14 protein-coding genes are annotated in these 14,711 nt (G+C 73.9%); 7 read left to right on the forward strand and 7 right to left on the reverse strand.

Annotated features, from left to right (window positions below; translation table 11 throughout):
- Positions 1-39 precede the first annotated feature (39 nt).
- Together ACGFZL_RS09060 and ACGFZL_RS09065 are read right to left on the reverse strand one after the other, a co-directional pair.
- Positions 40-612: an XRE family transcriptional regulator gene (locus ACGFZL_RS09060; RefSeq protein WP_393690246.1), complete on the reverse strand. Its 573-nt coding sequence runs from the start codon at positions 610-612 to the stop codon at positions 40-42.
- A 74-nt stretch (positions 613-686) separates the two neighbouring features.
- Positions 687-1,460, reverse strand: a complete 774-nt coding sequence (locus tag ACGFZL_RS09065; RefSeq protein ID WP_393690247.1) for an acyltransferase — start codon at positions 1,458-1,460, stop codon at positions 687-689.
- Between the two features lie 107 nt (positions 1,461-1,567).
- On the opposite strand from ACGFZL_RS09065, the gene ACGFZL_RS09070 reads away from it, so the two are divergent.
- A complete protein-coding gene (locus ACGFZL_RS09070) occupies positions 1,568-2,095 on the forward strand; it encodes a gamma carbonic anhydrase family protein (RefSeq protein ID WP_393690248.1) in 528 nt (175 codons plus the stop codon).
- Positions 2,096-2,357: 262 nt separating this feature from the next.
- Here ACGFZL_RS09070 and ACGFZL_RS09075 read toward each other — a convergent pair whose 3' ends face one another.
- The gene (locus ACGFZL_RS09075; protein ID WP_393690249.1) at positions 2,358-2,765 is read right to left on the reverse strand and encodes a CoA-binding protein; all 408 of its coding nucleotides are present in this window, start codon (positions 2,763-2,765) and stop codon (positions 2,358-2,360) included.
- Between the two features lie 51 nt (positions 2,766-2,816).
- Here ACGFZL_RS09075 and ACGFZL_RS09080 point away from each other — a divergent pair, with 51 nt between their 5' ends.
- From ACGFZL_RS09080 to ACGFZL_RS09090, 3 genes are all read left to right on the forward strand, one after another.
- Positions 2,817-3,443 (forward strand): YigZ family protein, encoded by a 627-nt coding sequence (locus tag ACGFZL_RS09080; protein WP_393690250.1) that lies wholly within the window; start codon positions 2,817-2,819, stop codon positions 3,441-3,443.
- Positions 3,444-3,601: 158 nt separating this feature from the next.
- Complete coding sequence (locus tag ACGFZL_RS09085; RefSeq protein WP_393690251.1) at positions 3,602-4,462, forward strand: RNA polymerase sigma factor SigF; 861 nt, start codon at positions 3,602-3,604, stop codon at positions 4,460-4,462.
- Positions 4,463-4,718: 256 nt separating this feature from the next.
- Complete coding sequence (locus tag ACGFZL_RS09090) at positions 4,719-5,159, forward strand: ATP-binding protein (RefSeq protein ID WP_355175816.1); 441 nt, start codon at positions 4,719-4,721, stop codon at positions 5,157-5,159.
- A 36-nt stretch (positions 5,160-5,195) separates the two neighbouring features.
- Here ACGFZL_RS09090 and ACGFZL_RS09095 read toward each other — a convergent pair whose 3' ends face one another.
- The 4 genes from ACGFZL_RS09095 to ACGFZL_RS09110 all read right to left on the reverse strand — a co-directional run bounded on the left by ACGFZL_RS09095 (position 5,196) and on the right by ACGFZL_RS09110 (position 8,819).
- Entirely contained in the window at positions 5,196-6,164 is a 969-nt protein-coding gene (locus ACGFZL_RS09095) for an anti-sigma factor RsbA family regulatory protein (RefSeq protein ID WP_393690252.1), read from the reverse strand.
- Complete coding sequence (locus ACGFZL_RS09100) at positions 6,161-7,054, reverse strand: MEDS domain-containing protein (RefSeq protein WP_393690253.1); 894 nt, start codon at positions 7,052-7,054, stop codon at positions 6,161-6,163. Before ACGFZL_RS09100 ends, ACGFZL_RS09095 begins: the two co-directional genes overlap by 4 nt.
- Positions 7,055-7,137: 83 nt before the next feature.
- Complete coding sequence (locus ACGFZL_RS09105) at positions 7,138-7,497, reverse strand: STAS domain-containing protein (RefSeq protein WP_355175821.1); 360 nt, start codon at positions 7,495-7,497, stop codon at positions 7,138-7,140.
- On the reverse strand, positions 7,494-8,819 hold the full coding sequence (locus ACGFZL_RS09110; RefSeq protein WP_393690254.1) for a PP2C family protein-serine/threonine phosphatase: 1,326 nt from the start codon (positions 8,817-8,819) through the stop codon (positions 7,494-7,496). Before ACGFZL_RS09110 ends, ACGFZL_RS09105 begins: the two co-directional genes overlap by 4 nt.
- A gap of 119 nt (positions 8,820-8,938) precedes the next feature.
- On the opposite strand from ACGFZL_RS09110, the gene ACGFZL_RS09115 reads away from it, so the two are divergent.
- From ACGFZL_RS09115 to ACGFZL_RS09125, 3 genes are all read left to right on the forward strand, one after another.
- Entirely contained in the window at positions 8,939-13,123 is a 4,185-nt protein-coding gene (locus tag ACGFZL_RS09115) for a SpoIIE family protein phosphatase (protein WP_393690255.1), read from the forward strand.
- Positions 13,123-13,413: an STAS domain-containing protein gene (locus tag ACGFZL_RS09120; protein WP_355175810.1), complete on the forward strand. Its 291-nt coding sequence runs from the start codon at positions 13,123-13,125 to the stop codon at positions 13,411-13,413. Before ACGFZL_RS09115 ends, ACGFZL_RS09120 begins: the two co-directional genes overlap by 1 nt.
- A gap of 126 nt (positions 13,414-13,539) precedes the next feature.
- A complete protein-coding gene (locus ACGFZL_RS09125) occupies positions 13,540-14,703 on the forward strand; it encodes an exonuclease SbcCD subunit D (RefSeq protein ID WP_393690256.1) in 1,164 nt (387 codons plus the stop codon).
- Positions 14,704-14,711 lie beyond the last annotated feature (8 nt).

Below are 14,711 nucleotides of genomic sequence, written 5' to 3' on the forward strand. Positions count from 1 at the left end.
GCACCGTAACAACGCCGGGGCGGGCGGCTGCGGGCCGTCTCAGCGGACGGGCGGCACCGAGACCGCCATGATCATCTCCATCGGCTCGGTGCCCGCGTTGCCGTAGACGTGCGCCGAGGCCGCCTCGAAGGAGGCGCTCGCCCCGGCCGGGACGCGGTGCGCGACGCCGTCGACGGTGAGGGTCAGTTCCCCGGCCGTCACGTGGACCAGCTCCACGGTGCCCGCCGGGTGCGGGTCGGAGGGGCTGCTCTCGCCCGGCATCAGCCGCCATTCCCACATCTCCAGCGGACCGGGGGCCTCGGTGCCGGCGAGCAGCCGGTTGTAGCTGCCGGCGTCGGTGTGCCACAGGCGCACGGCCTGGTCGGCGGGGACGATGCGGACGGCGGGTCCCTGCTCGTAGTCGAGCAGGGTGGGAAGGCTGATGCCGAGCGCGTCGCCGATCTTCACGACCGTGCCGAGGCTGGGGTTGGTGCGGGCCTGCTCGATCTGGATGAGCATGCCCCGGCTGACGCCCGCGCGGGCGGCGAGGGCGTCCAGGGTGAATCCGCGCTCGGCCCGCCAGCGCCGGACGTTGCGGGCCAGGGAGCGGGTCAGCAGGTCGAGGTCCGACACGTTCCGTCCACCGCTCCGTCCGCCCTGGTCGTCTTCCCACCGCACTGTACTGAACGGTCCCCGGTACGTGTCCGCTACGCCTCGGCGGCCGGCTCCGCCAGCTCGGCCAGGCGGGCCACCGCGTCCTCGTCCAGGAGTGAGAGCACCCGCAGCTGTTCGGGGGTCACGTCGTCCGGGATCGGCATCGGGGTCGGGGTCCGCAGCGGCGGCTGCCAGCCCTCGGCCGGGGTCCAGCGCCGGACGACCCGGGCGGGGGCGCCCGCGACGACGGCGTGGTCGGGGACGGTGCCCCGGACCACGGCGCCGGCCGCCACGACCACGTTCCGCCCGATCCGCGCGCCGGGCAGGATCACCGCGCCGGTGCCGACCCAGCAGCCGGGGCCGATCTCCACCGGCTCCATGCGCGGCCACTGCTTGCCGATGGGCTGGTGCGGGTCGTCGTAGGAGTGGTTGGTGGAGGTGACGTAGACGTACGGGCCGAAGTAGCAGTCGCTGCCGATGGTGACCGTCGTGTCGGCGATGACATGGCTGCCCCGGCCGAGGACCACGCCGTCGCCGAGGCGCAGGATCGGCTCGGGGCCGAGGTCGAGGTCGGGCATCAGGCCGGCGGTCAGGGTGACCTGTTCGCCGATGACGCAGTGGGCGCCGACGTGGATCCAGGGTTCGCCGAAGACGGTGCCGAGCGGGAAGGCCAGCCGGGTGCCATGGCCCAGCGCGCCGAACCGGAAGCGTCCGGGATGGCGGGCGGTGACGGAGCCGGTGCGCTGCACCCAGGCCCAGCCCGCGTGGACGGCCCGCTGGGCGAGGCGGCTCCACAGGGACGGGCGGGTCTTCTCGCGCTTGGGCACCCGTTCACGGTAGTCGGCGGGCGGTGGGGCCCGGATGCCGGAGCCCTGTGATCTTCACCCCACCGGGTGGCGTACGGTGCTCGGGATCACCCGACGAGGAGGCGACGATGACACAGAAGGCGCTGATCACCGGCATCGGCGGCAAGGACCCGAAGGTGGACCCGGGGGCCTTCGTGGCGCCGACGTCCTCGGTGATCGGGGACGTGACCCTGGGCGCCGGGGCGAGCGTCTGGTACGGGGCGGTGCTGCGCGGCGACTGCGAGGGCATCTCGGTGGGCGCGGACAGCAATGTCCAGGACAACTGCACGCTGCATTCCGACCCGAGCTTCCCGGTGAGCGTCGGCGAGCGCGTCTCCATCGGCCACAACGCCGTGGTGCACGGGGCGACCGTCGAGGACGACTGCCTGATCGGCATGGGCGCGACGGTGCTCAACGGGGCGGTGATCGGAGCGGGTTCGCTGGTCGCGGCCCAGGCCCTCGTGCCCCAGGGCATGCGGGTCCCGCCGGGGTCGCTGGTGGCGGGCGTCCCGGCCAAGGTCAAGCGCGAGCTGTCCGAGGAGGAGCGCCAGGGCATCACCCTGAACGGCACGATGTACGTCCAGCTGGCGGCGGCACATCGCGAGGCGCACGAGTAGTCGGCTGCGGGGCGGGGGCTACGCCAGGACGCCCGCCTTCACGGCGCCGACGAAAGCCCGTCCAGGGCGCTCCCGTACCGACTCACCTCCGCCGCCGGGTCTTCCACGTACAGCGCGCTCGTCAGGGCCTCGACGGCTCCCTGGACCCGCGCGCCGGGCGCGGCGGGGGTGTCGGCACCGCCGTTGAGGTCGGCTCGGTGTCAAGTCCACCCCCGCCGGCGTCCTGCCCCTCGGCTCAGCGCTCAGCACACAGTCAGGCCGGTCAGCCCAGCCGCGGGATCTCGATGGCGGGGCAGCGGTCCATCACCATCTCCAGGCCCGCCGCCCGGGTCCGCTCGTACGCGGCCTCGTCGACGACGCCCAGCTGGAACCAGACCGCCCGGGCGCCCTTGGCCACCGCCTCGTCGGCGACCGCGCCGGCCAGCTCGCTGTTGACGAAGACGTCGACCACGTCCACGTCGAAGGGGACGTCGGCGAGAGAGGCGTACCCCTGCTCGCCGTGCACCGTCTCCGCCTCGGGGTGCACGGGCACGGCGCGCTTGCCGAAGCGCTGGAGCACCTCGGCCACGCCGTAGGCGGCGCGTGCCCGGTTGTTCGACAGGCCGACCACCGCCCAGGTGTCGCCGAGTCCGGTGAGGATCCTCCGGACCGTTGCCTCGTCGCCGTACACCTGCGTCCTCCCTCGTCCGGGTGGTTCCCGGGCCGAGACTACGCTGGTGGCATGCAGGACGAGTACCGCACCGTCGCCCGCGCGGGCGTGCACGAGACCGAGGTCAACCGCTCGCGCTTCCTGTGCGCCCTCGCCCCGGCCGGCACCGAGCGGGAGGCCCAGGAGTTCGTCGCGTCGGTGCGCAGGAAGCACGGTGACGCAAGTCACAACTGCTGGGCGTATGTCATCGGCGCCGACGCCGCCGTGCAGAAGGCCAGCGACGACGGCGAGCCCGGAGGCACCGCGGGGGTGCCGATGCTCCAGATGCTGCTGCGCCGCGACATGCGGTACGTCGTCGCCGTCGTCACCCGGTACTACGGCGGGGTCAAGCTCGGCGCCGGCGGGCTCATCCGGGCCTATGGCGGGGCGGTCGGCGAGGCCCTGGACGAGCTCGGGACGCTCACCCGGCGCCGGTTCCGGCTCGCCACGGTGACCGTCGACCACCAGCGGGCCGGCAAACTCGAGAACGACCTGCGCGGCGGCGGCCGGGACGTGCGCGACGTGCGCTACGGCGAGGCGGTCACCATCGAACTGGGCCTGCCGGACGCCGAGGTGGCGGACTTCCGCGCCTGGCTGGCCGACGCCACGGCCGGCACGGCCGGGTTCGAGACCGGCGGCGAGGCGTACGGTGACGCGTAGGGCTGCGGGCCGGATTTCCGGCGAACCGGACATAGCGGAAAGGTTGTTGAACTCGTCGAAATCGTGGGCATGGGTGGTGGATGCCGGGGTAGACGGGAGTTCGTCGGCCCGAGTGCAAGATGAAGATGAGGCCGATCGGACTGGGAGGGTGCAGGACTATGACGACCGTGACTGAGACGACGACGGGGACGGTTCGGGGTGCCGGGCGGCTCGGCGGCGTGCCGGAGATCACGGACCCGTCGAAGGTGGCGCCCCGTGACGCGCGGGAGCTGTCGCGGCTGTTCTTCGACCAGCTGGCCGGCCTGGAGGAGGGCACGGCCGAGTACCAGTACGCGCGCAACACGCTGATCGAGATGAACATGTCCCTGGTCCGCTTCGCGGCCGGCCGGTTCCGCAGCCGTGGCCCGGAGGAGATGGAGGACATCGTCCAGGTCGGCATGATCGGCCTGATCAAGGCGATCGACCGGTTCGAGCTGACCCGCGAGGTCGAGTTCACCTCCTTCGCCGTCCCCTACATCGTCGGTGAGATCAAGCGGTTCTTCCGTGACACCTCCTGGGCCGTGCATGTGCCCCGTCGCCTGCAGGAGGCGCGGGTGCAGCTGGCCCGGGCCACGGAGGAGCTGCGTTCCCGGCTCGGCCGCAACCCCACCACCCGGGAGCTGGCGGAGCTGATGAGCCTGCCGGAGGACGAGGTCGTCGAGGCCCGCCTGGCGGCCAACGGCTACAACTCCGCCTCCCTGGACGCCGCGATCAACGGCAGCGAGGACGGCGAGTCCGCGCTCGCCGACTTCATCGGCGCCGACGACGCCGCCCTGGCCCTGGTGGACGACTTCCACGCGCTGGCCCCGATGATCGCCGAGCTGGACGAGCGCGACCGGCAGATCATCCACTGGCGGTTCGTGGAGGAGCTGACCCAGAAGGAGATCGGCGAGCGCCTGGGCGTCTCCCAGATGCACGTCTCGCGCCTGATCTCCCGCCTCCTGGGCCGCCTGCGCGAGGGCATGCTCACCACCAGCTGAGCCGCCGACCGAAGTACCGACCGGACCGGCTGGTTCCGGCACGGAGACCGATGCGGGCGACGTCCGCGTCGGTCTCCGGTCTATCGTAGGTATGACAAGTGTTCTGATTGCGCGGAACGCGTGTGCGATCCGCGCTCCACGGGGAGTCCCACGACGGTTGTACGGAACAGGTGAGGTCGGACCGGGCGAGCCGCAGTCCCGGACGGAGCCGGCCGATGACGGGCCGCCGGCCGACGGCGTTGCGCGGGAGGTCCGCGTGACCTTCCAGCGGAACGCCTTCCGGCTGGCGGAGGCGCGGCACTTCGCCGTCCAGTACCTCGTCACCGAGTACGGTGACGGCGCGGCCCCGCTGCCCGCCCGGGTGGTGGAGGCGACGCAGCTGGTGGTCAGCGAGCTGGTCACTAACGCCGTGAAGTACGGGGCCGGGCCCATAGAGCTGTGCCTGGCCGTCGAGCGCGGCGCGCTGTCGGTCACGGTCCGCGACGGCGACCCGACGCTGCCGGCCCCCCGGCCCGCCGACCCCGAGCGGGTCGGCCAGCACGGCCTGGAGATCGTCGCGGCGCTCAGCGAGAGCGTAGACATCCGGCCCGAGCCGCACGGCAAGCGCGTCACCGCGCGCATCACACTGCCCACCGCCGCCCCGGCGCCCGGTACCACCCACGGCCACGGCGCCGCGGGGCAGCCCGCACTCAGCTGACCCCCGGCCGGCTCCCGGTCCCGGCCGGGCCGGTGCTCAGCCGAGTCCGATGTGCAGACGCACCGTGGTGCGGCCCCGATCGGTGTGCACCTCCAGGAGGTCGCACAGCTGGCGCACCACCCACATGCCGTGTCCGCGTGGCTGCCCCGGATCCGGCGGCAGATAGCCCAGGTACCAGTGCGCCTCGTCGCCACCGCGGCTGGTGACGTCGCACACCACCCGGCGCCCGGAGCGGCGCAGCGAGAGGTGCCCCGCTCCCGAACCGTGCTGCACGGCGTTGGTGGCCACCTCGTTGACCGCGAACACCAGGCGCTCCGCGCGCTCCGGTGACAGGCCGAGCCCCGCCGCCGCCTTCGCGACCTCCTGGCGCACCGCCGTGAGATCGGCCCCGAAGCGCATGCTGACGTCCTCTCCCTCGGCGGCCACGGGCATCGGCGCCCGCCGCCAGCCGCCGTCCTCGGTGGGTGCCGTGTAACCGGCACTCGGCCGCGCCGAAGCGCCCACGGCCAGCTGCGGATGGGTGCGCCGCGCGTCGGCCACCACGCCCTCGGGCAGTACCCGGGTGTCGTACGGGCAGATGATCGAGGCCGGGCAGGCGGCGAAGGTCAGGTTGACCGCGGCCTCGTAGCGCGTCCACTCGGCGGTCTCCAGCGCGTCCAGGCCGCGCCACACCGGCTCGCCGACGACCCGTATCCGCGTGTGGCGCCCGGGCCGGGTGTGCTCGTCGACGTATCGGCGGTAGGCGCCCAGGGTGTTGCCCGGCGACTCGTAGAACTCCTCGGCGAAGAGGAACTCCACCTCCCGCGCGGTGCCTCCCAGTGCCTGGCGGAGCAGTTCGGTGTTGGCCGCCGTGTTCACGGACAGCACCGCCTCGCCCCGCTCCACGCCCTCGCGGAGGAACGGGGCGGTCGTGGCGAGGAACTCCGCGTCGCTGCCGTAGACCAGGCCCCGGTGGGTCAGCCCCCCGGCGCCGCACGGCGCGGGAGCGGTGCTCGCGGTGCTCACGCGCCGGCCCCCCGCGCCGTGACCACCAGGGCGGGGACGTCGGCGAAGCCGACCATGCCGATCACCTGGCACAGCAGCGGGGCCAGCTCCCCGACCCGCAGCCGCCGGCCGGCCTCCAGCCGGGCGGCGGCGTGGGCCAGCACCCGCACCCCGCCCAGGTCGATGAACTCCAGCCCGGACATGTCCACACGGACGTCGCCCGGCCAGTGCAGGGCCGTCTCCAGCGCCGCGGCCAGGGCGTCGCAGGTGCGGTAGTCGACGCTGCCCACCACCCGCAGCGTGCGCCGGCCGCCCCGGAAGGACGGCACCAGCCGCAGCGTGCCGTCGGCGTACAGCGGCTCGGGCTCCACCTCGCCCGGGTGGCAGCCGTGGAAGGCGGCCAGCTGCTCGGCGGAGAACCGGCGGGTGTCGTACTGGCAGATCGCCGACGCCGGACCGCCGGCGAACACCGCGTTGACCTTCGTCTCGTACTCGGCGAGCCGCTCCGCACCGGGGACGTCGCGCAGCGCCCAGCCCATCTCGCCGCTCACCCGGAAGCCGGTGTACCCGGCGGCCAGGGACGCCTCGACCTCCTGCCACAGGCCGGCCACCATGGCATCGGGGTCGAAGGAGCCCGCGGCGAGGTAGCTCTCGTCCGCCGTGGTCACCGCGAGCTGCCCGGTGGCCAGCGCCGGACCCGGGTCCGTCCCGGAGCCGGCCAGCCAGCCGAGCACCTCCGCCGGGGCGCTGGTGTCGGCGAAGTACATCACGCGCTCCCCGCGCCGCAGGCCCTCGGTCAAGTAGGCGGCCACGACGCGGCGTTGCTCGGCGTCGTCGCCGTACGCAAGACACAAGTGGTCGTGGTGGCCCATGTCCTGGACTCGGCGCTCGGCACCCGCGTGAGCGATCACCCCGGCCTCCCTGCCCCTTCCCCGGGAGGATCTCTCCCCGGGGAACTGTGTAGCGCACACACTATCCGCTGCCCGCGGATCGCTCATGCCCGCAGTGCGGCGACGGCCTCCTCGGCTGTCGCATGGAAGGTGAAGACCTGGTCGAGGCCGACCACTTGGAAGACGCGCATCTGGTCCGGCGTCACCCCGGCCAGGCTGAGCCGGGAACCGGCCGCCTGGGCGCGCTGGTAGGCGGTGATGAGCACGGTGATGCCGGTGGAGTCGCAGTAGGCCAGCCCGGACAGGTCGAGGACCACGCCGTGCTCGTCGAACGGGGCCTCGTCCACCGCCCTGCCGAGCAGACGCGCGGTGTGGTGGTCCAGTTCGCCGGCGACCTCCAGGACGAGGGGGCCGGGGGAGGGGCGGCGCGGGGTGACGGTCAGCAGGTGGTCGTGGTCGGTCACCGGTGCTCCTGGGTGCGGATCTCGGGGTGTGCGGGGACGGACAGGGCGAGCAGCGCGGTGTCGTCGCCGACACCCTCGCCCAGGTGGTGCAGCAGCGTCTCGACGGAGCCGAGCAGCTCCGCCGCGCTGTGGACGCCCGCGGCGGAGAGGTGCCGGGTCAGCCCGTCCTCCCCGAGCATGGCGCCGCCGGGCAGCCGGGCCTCGGTCAGCCCGTCGGTGTAGAGGAGCAGGCTGTCCCCGGGCGCCAGCCGCGTGGTGGTCTGCACGAACCGGGGCGCGGGCAGGATGCCGATGAGCTGCCCGCCGGCCGTGGAGACGGCCCTCACCCTCCCGTCGGCGCGCACGACGAGCGCCGAGGGGTGGCCGCCGCCCGCCAGGGTCAGGGTGCAGGAACCGTCGGGCAGCGGCGTCAGCAACCCGAAGACCGCGGTGCAGTACCGGGGAAGGTCGCCCTGGTGCTCGCGCTTGAGGACACTGTCCAGATTGCGCAGGACCGCGCAGGGATCGGGGTCGTAGATCGCGGCGGCGCGCAGCGTGTAGCGGGTCAGCGAGGTGTACGCGGCGGCGGACGCGCCCTTCCCGCACACGTCGCCAAGGAAGAAGGCCCAGCGGCCGTCGTCCAGCGGGAACAGGTCGTAGAAGTCGCCGCCGACCTCCTGCGCGGACGCCGTGTGGTAGGCCGCCGCGGTGTCCAGGCCGGGTACCTCCGGCAGCGCCGGCGGGAGCAGGGTGCGCTGGAGCGTGCGGGCCAGGTGCTCGGCCTCGGCCCGCCTGTCGCGCTCGGCGGCGACCGTGCGGATCGCCGAGAGCCGCAGCTCCAGCTCGTCCATCACCAGCGCGGCCAGCTCGCGCAGCGACTCCAGCTGGCCCTCGGTGGGCCGGCGCGGCCGGGTGTCCAGGACGTCCACGGTGCCCAGCCGTTCGCCGGCGGCCGTGACGATGGGGGCGGCGGCGTAGAACCGGACGCCCGCCTCGCCCCGTACCAGCGGATGGCCGGCGGTCCGGGCGTCGCGGCCGGTGTCGCGCACCACGTAGGGCTCGCGGTGCAGGATGGCCGAGGCGCTCAGCCCCGGCTCGCGGGTGATCTCCGTCACGTCCTCGGCGAGGCCGTGGGCGGCCTTGAACCACACGCGGTCGCTGTCCACGATCGCCACCGTGGCCATCGGCACGTCGAAGATGCGGGCCGCAAGGGCCGCGATCCGGTCGAACGCGCCGTCGGGCGGGGTGTCCAGGACGCGGTAGCGGCGCACGGCGGCCAGCCGCGCCCGCTCCCCTTCCCCTGGCGCCTGTGCGCGGGGCACGCGCACGCGAGTCGTCGTCACCTTTACCCCTGTTTCCCTCGATGCCGGGACCTCACCCCGTCATCGGGATCGTTGCCGCGATCAGCGGGCTTATCCTACGAAGTCGTCAGCACCGGTGGGCGTGAGCGAGAGGGTGACCAGTGACGCGTGCGGAAGACGCCGAACACCAGCCGGCGGCCGGGACCGGCGTGTTCGACGCCGACCCGGAGATCGGCCGGGACCTGGCGCTGGTGGACTGGGCGGCGACCCCGCTGGGGCCGCCCGAGCAGTGGCCGCAGAGCCTCAGGACCGCCGTCAGCATCCTGCTGTCCTCGCGGTTCTCCATGTGGATGGCCTGGGGCCCGGAGCTGACCTTCTTCTGCAACGCCGCCTACCGGCGCGACACCCTCGGCACCAAGTACCCCTGGGCGCTCGGCCGTCCGGCCAGCGAGGTGTGGGCGGAGATCTGGGACGACATCAGCGACCGCATCGACCGGGTGATGACCACCGGCGATGCCACCTGGGACGAGGGCCTGCTGCTCTTCCTGGAGCGCAACGACTACGTGGAGGAGAGCTACCACACCTTCTCCTACAGCCCGCTGCGCGACGACGACGGCTCCGTGGTCGGCATGCTCTGCGTGGTCAGCGAGGACACCGAACGCGTCATCGGCGAGCGGCGCATGGGCACCCTGCGCGACCTGGGCTCCGATCCCAGCGTGGTGCGCACCGAGCAGGAGGTGCGGGCCTTCGCCGGCGTCCAGCTCGGCCGCAACCTGCGCGACCTGCCCGCCACCCTCACCTACCTGTTCCGGCCCGACGGCTCGGCGGCCCTGGCCGGTACCAGTGGCGTGCCCGCCGGCCATCCCGCCGCCCCGGCCCTGCTGCCGGCCGACGGCACCGGTGTCCCCGACGGCACCGGTGCCCCCGACGGCCCGGGCCTCGCCTGGCCCGCCGAGGCACTCGCGGCCGGCGAGACCGTGCTGCTCCCGCTGGACGGGACGCCCTTCGCCGGGCTGCCCGCCGGGGACTGGCCGCTGCCGCCCACCGAGGCCCTGCTGGTCCCGCTGCTCCGCCAGGGCGCCGCGCCGTACGGCTTCCTGGTCGCCGGACTGAACCGGTACCGCCTCCTGGACGAGGGCTACCGCGGTTTCGTCGAGCTGGTCGCCGGCCACCTCGCGGCCGGTCTCGACAGCGCCCGCAGCTACGAGGCACAGCAGCGGCGCGCCGAGGAACTGGCCGAGCTGGACCGCGCCAAGACCGCCTTCTTCTCCAACATCAGCCACGAGTTCCGCACCCCGCTGACGCTGATCCTGGGCCCGGTGGAGGAACTGCGTGCCCGCCTCGCGGACGCGGGACCCGAGGTCACCGAGGAACTGGAGGCCGTCCACCGCAACGGGCTGCGCCTCGGCAAGCTGGTCAACTCGCTCCTGGACTTCTCCCGGATCGAGGCCGGCCGCATGCAGGCCCGCTACGAGCCGGTCGACCTCGCCGCCGTCACCGCCGAACTGGCCAGCGTCTTCCGCTCCGCCGTCGACAAGGCCGGCCTGCGTTTCGACCTCTCCTGTCCGCCGCTGCCCGAGCGGGTGTACCTCGACCGCGGCATGTGGGAGAAGGTGGTCCTCAACCTGCTCAGCAACGCCCTGAAGTTCACCTTCGACGGCTCGGTGGGCGTCTCGGTCGACGCGGAGGACGGCCACGCCGTGGTGCGGATCGCCGACACCGGCATCGGGGTGCCCGCCGAGGAGATGCCCCGCCTGTTCGAGCGCTTCCACCGCATCGAGAACGCCCGCTCCCGGTCAAACGAGGGCAGCGGCATCGGTCTCGCCCTGGTGAAGGAGCTGGTCGGCCTGCACGCCGGCACCATCACCGCCGACAGCACCGAGGGCGAGGGCACCCGGTTCACCGTCCGGCTGCCCTTCGGCAGCGCCCACCTGCCCGAGGACGCCCTCGTGCCCGAGGAGGGCGGCGGGGTCTCGGCGGCGGCCGACCCCTACCTCCAGGAGGCCCTGCGCTGGCTGCCGGACGCGCCGGCCGAGCCGGTGGGCGACGCCGGCACCGAGGCGGCCGGGCTCACCACGGGTCCCGGTGTCACGGCCCGGGTGCTCGTCGCCGACGACAACGCCGACATGCGGGACTACCTCTCCCGCATCCTGCGCGCCGCCGGCTACCGGGTCGACACGGTGGTGGACGGCCTCAGCGCCCTCGGCGCCGTGCGCGCCGACACCCCCGACCTCGTGATCAGCGACGTGATGATGCCGGGTCTGGACGGTCTCGGCCTGGTCGCCGCCCTGCGCACCGACCCGCGCACCGCCTCCGTGCCGGTGCTGCTGCTGTCCGCCCGGGCCGGGCAGGAGGCGTCCATCGAGGGCCTCCAGGCCGGCGCCGACGACTACCTCGTCAAGCCCTTCGCCGCGGCCGAACTCCTCGCCCGGGTGCGGGCCAACGTCGAGCTGGCCCGAGTGCGCAACCACCAGGCGCGCTGGCGCACCGCGCTGGTCGACTCCCTCCAGGAGGCGTTCTTCGTCTGCGACGAGGACGGCGCCGTCGTCGAGATCAACACCGCCTTCACCGACATCCTCGGCTTCGGCCCCGAGGACCTGCCCTACCGGCCGGTCCACCCCTGGTGGCCCGACGAGGTCGCCGACCCCGAGGGCCACCGGCAGGTCGCCGACGCCTTCGCCCAGCTCATGGGCAGCCCCAAGGGCTCGTACACCATCCCCGTCACCCACCGCGACGGGCACCGGCTGTGGGTCACGGCCAGCTTCAACCAGGCCCACGACCCCGACAGCGGACGCCGCGTCACCGTCGGCACCTTCCGCGACGTCACCGCCGAGCACTACGTCGTCCAGCGCAAGAGCGCGCAGGCCGCCCTCGGCATGCGGCTGACCCAGGCGACCAGCCTCGGCGAGGCCCTGGAGGGCTCGCTGGCCGAACTCAAGGACCTCTGGCGGGCCGAGCGGGTGGTCGCCGCCGTCGCCGACGGCCGCCCGCACCCCACCCTCACCTCGACCGAGCCCGGCCTCGGCTGGCAGGACCTGCCCGCCGAGCGCCGCGCCGCCCTCGCCGGCTGGCTCGCCGAATCCACGCTGGCCCCCATCGAGGACACCGGCGGCGCGGGCATCGCCGTGAGCCACCCGCAGGGCACCATGGCCCTGTGGATCGACCTCGGCGGGCAGCGGCCCTTCACCGCCGAGGACCAGCTCCTGCTCTCGCTGCTCGCCGGCCAGCTCGCCCAGGGCCTGGCCCGCGCCCACCAGATCGACCAGCAGCGCGAGACGGCCATCGCCCTCCAGCGCGCCATCCTCGGCCCCTCCCACCTGCCCGAGGGCTTCGCCGTGCGCTACGAGCCCGCAACCCGGCCGCTGGAGGTCGGCGGCGACTGGTACGACACGGTGCGGCTGCCGGACGGCCGGATCGGCATCGTCGTCGGCGACTGCGTCGGGCGCGGCCTGGAGGCCGCCACCGTCATGGGGCAACTGCGCAGCGCCTGCCGCGCGCTGCTGCTCCAGGACTCCAGCCCCGCGCAGACCCTGATGGCCCTTGACCACTTCGCCGCCGGCATCCCCGGCGCGGTGTGCACCACCGTCTTCTGCGGCGTCCTCGACCCCGAGACCGGCCACCTCACCTACTCCAGCGCCGGCCACCCGCCCGGTATCCTCACCCACCCCGACGGTGCCACCGTCCTGCTCGACCAGGGGCGCTCGGTGCCGCTGGCGGTGCGGCCGGGGCGCAGCCGCCCCGAGGGCACCTGCACCGTGCCGGCCCGCGCCACGCTGCTGCTCTACACCGACGGTCTCGTGGAGCGCCGCCGCCGCCCGCTGACCGACGGCATAGACCAGGCCAGCGAGGCCGTCCAGGAAGGCCGCAACGTCGCCGTCGACGACCTGGCCAACCAGGTCATGGCCCGTCTCGCGCCCAGCGGCGGCTACGACGACGACGTCGCCCTGCTGCTCTACCGGCACCCGGCGCCGCTCGACATGGCGTTCCCGGCCGAGTCCTCGCAGCTCGCGCCGGTCCGCAAGGCGCTGCGCAGCTGGCTCGACCAGTGCGAACTGTCGCCGCGCACCGTGCAGAACATCCTGGTCGCGGCCGGCGAGGCGTGTGCCAACGCCATCGAGCACGGCCACCGCGACGCCCCCGGCGACATGGTCAGGCTGCGCGCCGAGGCACTCGTGGACGACCTGCGCCTCGTCGTCGTGGACACCGGGTGCTGGAAGACGCCCCAGCCCGAACTCAACCCCCACCGTGGTCGCGGCGTGGCCCTGATGCGCGCCCTGATGCAGCACGTCACCATCACCTCCGGCGCCGCCGGGACCACCGTCGACATGCACACGAGGATCGCCTGATGACCACGCCGCTCACCCTCACCCCCGGTCGACGGTCCGACGGGGCCCACCTGCTCACCGTGGTGGGAGAGATCGACATGAGCAACACCGAGGACCTGGCCACCGCCATCGAGGCCACCGCCGGGCCCCTGGTGATCGACCTCACGGCGGTGGAGTACCTGGACAGCGCCGGCCTGAGCGTGCTGTTCAGCCACACCGACCGCATCGAACTCATCGCCACGCCGCTGCTCGCCCCGGTCCTGGACATCTCCGGCCTCGCCGACCTGACCACGGTGCACGGCACCGGGTGAGGTCCCCGGTCACCGGGTGCGGCCCTTGGTGCCTCGCCGGCCGGGGCCGGATGGCACACTGAGGTCCGGCGGGTCCACCGGGGCACCGGAGGCGGAAGAGGTACGGATGCGGGTCGGGGAGGGAACGTGAGGCTGCTGCACACCTCCGACTGGCACCTGGGCCGGTCCTTCCACCGGGTCGGCATGCTCGGCGCCCAGCGCGACTTCGTCGGCCACCTCGTGGCCACCGTGCGCGAGCACGCCGTGGACGCGGTGGTCGTCGCTGGCGACGTCTACGACCGCGCGGTGCCGCCGCTGGCCGCCGTCGAGCTGTTCGACGACGCCCTGCACCGGCTGGCCGCGCTCGGCGTGCCCACGGTGATGATCTCCGGCAACCACGACTCGGCCCGCCGCCTCGGCGTGGGCGCCGGGCTGATCGGCCGGGCCGGCGTCCACCTGCGCACCGACCCGGCCGGCTGCGGCGAGCCGGTACTCCTCGACGACGCCCACGGACCGGTCGCCTTCTATGGGCTGCCCTACCTCGAACCCGCCCTCGTCAAGGCCGAGTTCGGCGTGGACCGGCCCGGCCACGAGGCGGTGCTCGGCGCCGCCATGGACCGGGTCAGGGCCGACCTCGCCGGACGCCCGCCCGGCACCCGCTCCGTCGTCCTCGCGCACGCCTTCGTCACCGGCGGCGAACCCAGCGACAGTGAACGGGACATCACCGTCGGCGGCGTCGCCGCCGTGCCGGCCGGCGTCTTCGACGGCGTCGACTACGTGGCCCTCGGCCACCTGCACGGCTGCCAGATGCTGACCGACCGCGTCCGCTACTCCGGCTCTCCGCTGCCGTACTCCTTCTCGGAGGCCGCGCACCGCAAGAGCATGTGGCTGGTCGACCTCGGCGCCGACGGGTCGGTCACCGCCGAACGCCTCGACTGCCCGGTGCCGCGCCCGCTGGCCAGGATCCGCGGCACCCTGGAGGAGCTGCTCGCCGATCCGGAGCTGGTCCGGCACGAGGAGGCGTGGGTCGAGGCGACGCTCACCGACCCGGTGCGGCCCGCCGACCCGATGGCCCGGCTCGCCGCCCGCTTCCCGCACACCCTGAGCCTGCTCTTCGACCCCGGGCGCACCGAGGACGACGCCGCCCTCTCCTACGCCCGGCGGCTGGCCGGCCGCAGCGACCAGGAGATCGCCGAGGACTTCGTGGCGCACGTGCGCGGGACCGGTCCCGACGGCGCCGAACGGGCCGTGCTGCGGGACGCGTTCGACGCGGTGCGCGCCGAGGAGACGGTACGGGAGGTGGCCCGGTGAGGCTGCGC

Origin of the sequence: Streptomyces sp. NPDC048182 (assembly GCF_043202555.1) — a bacterium.
Lineage (GTDB): Bacteria > Actinomycetota > Actinomycetes > Streptomycetales > Streptomycetaceae > Streptomyces.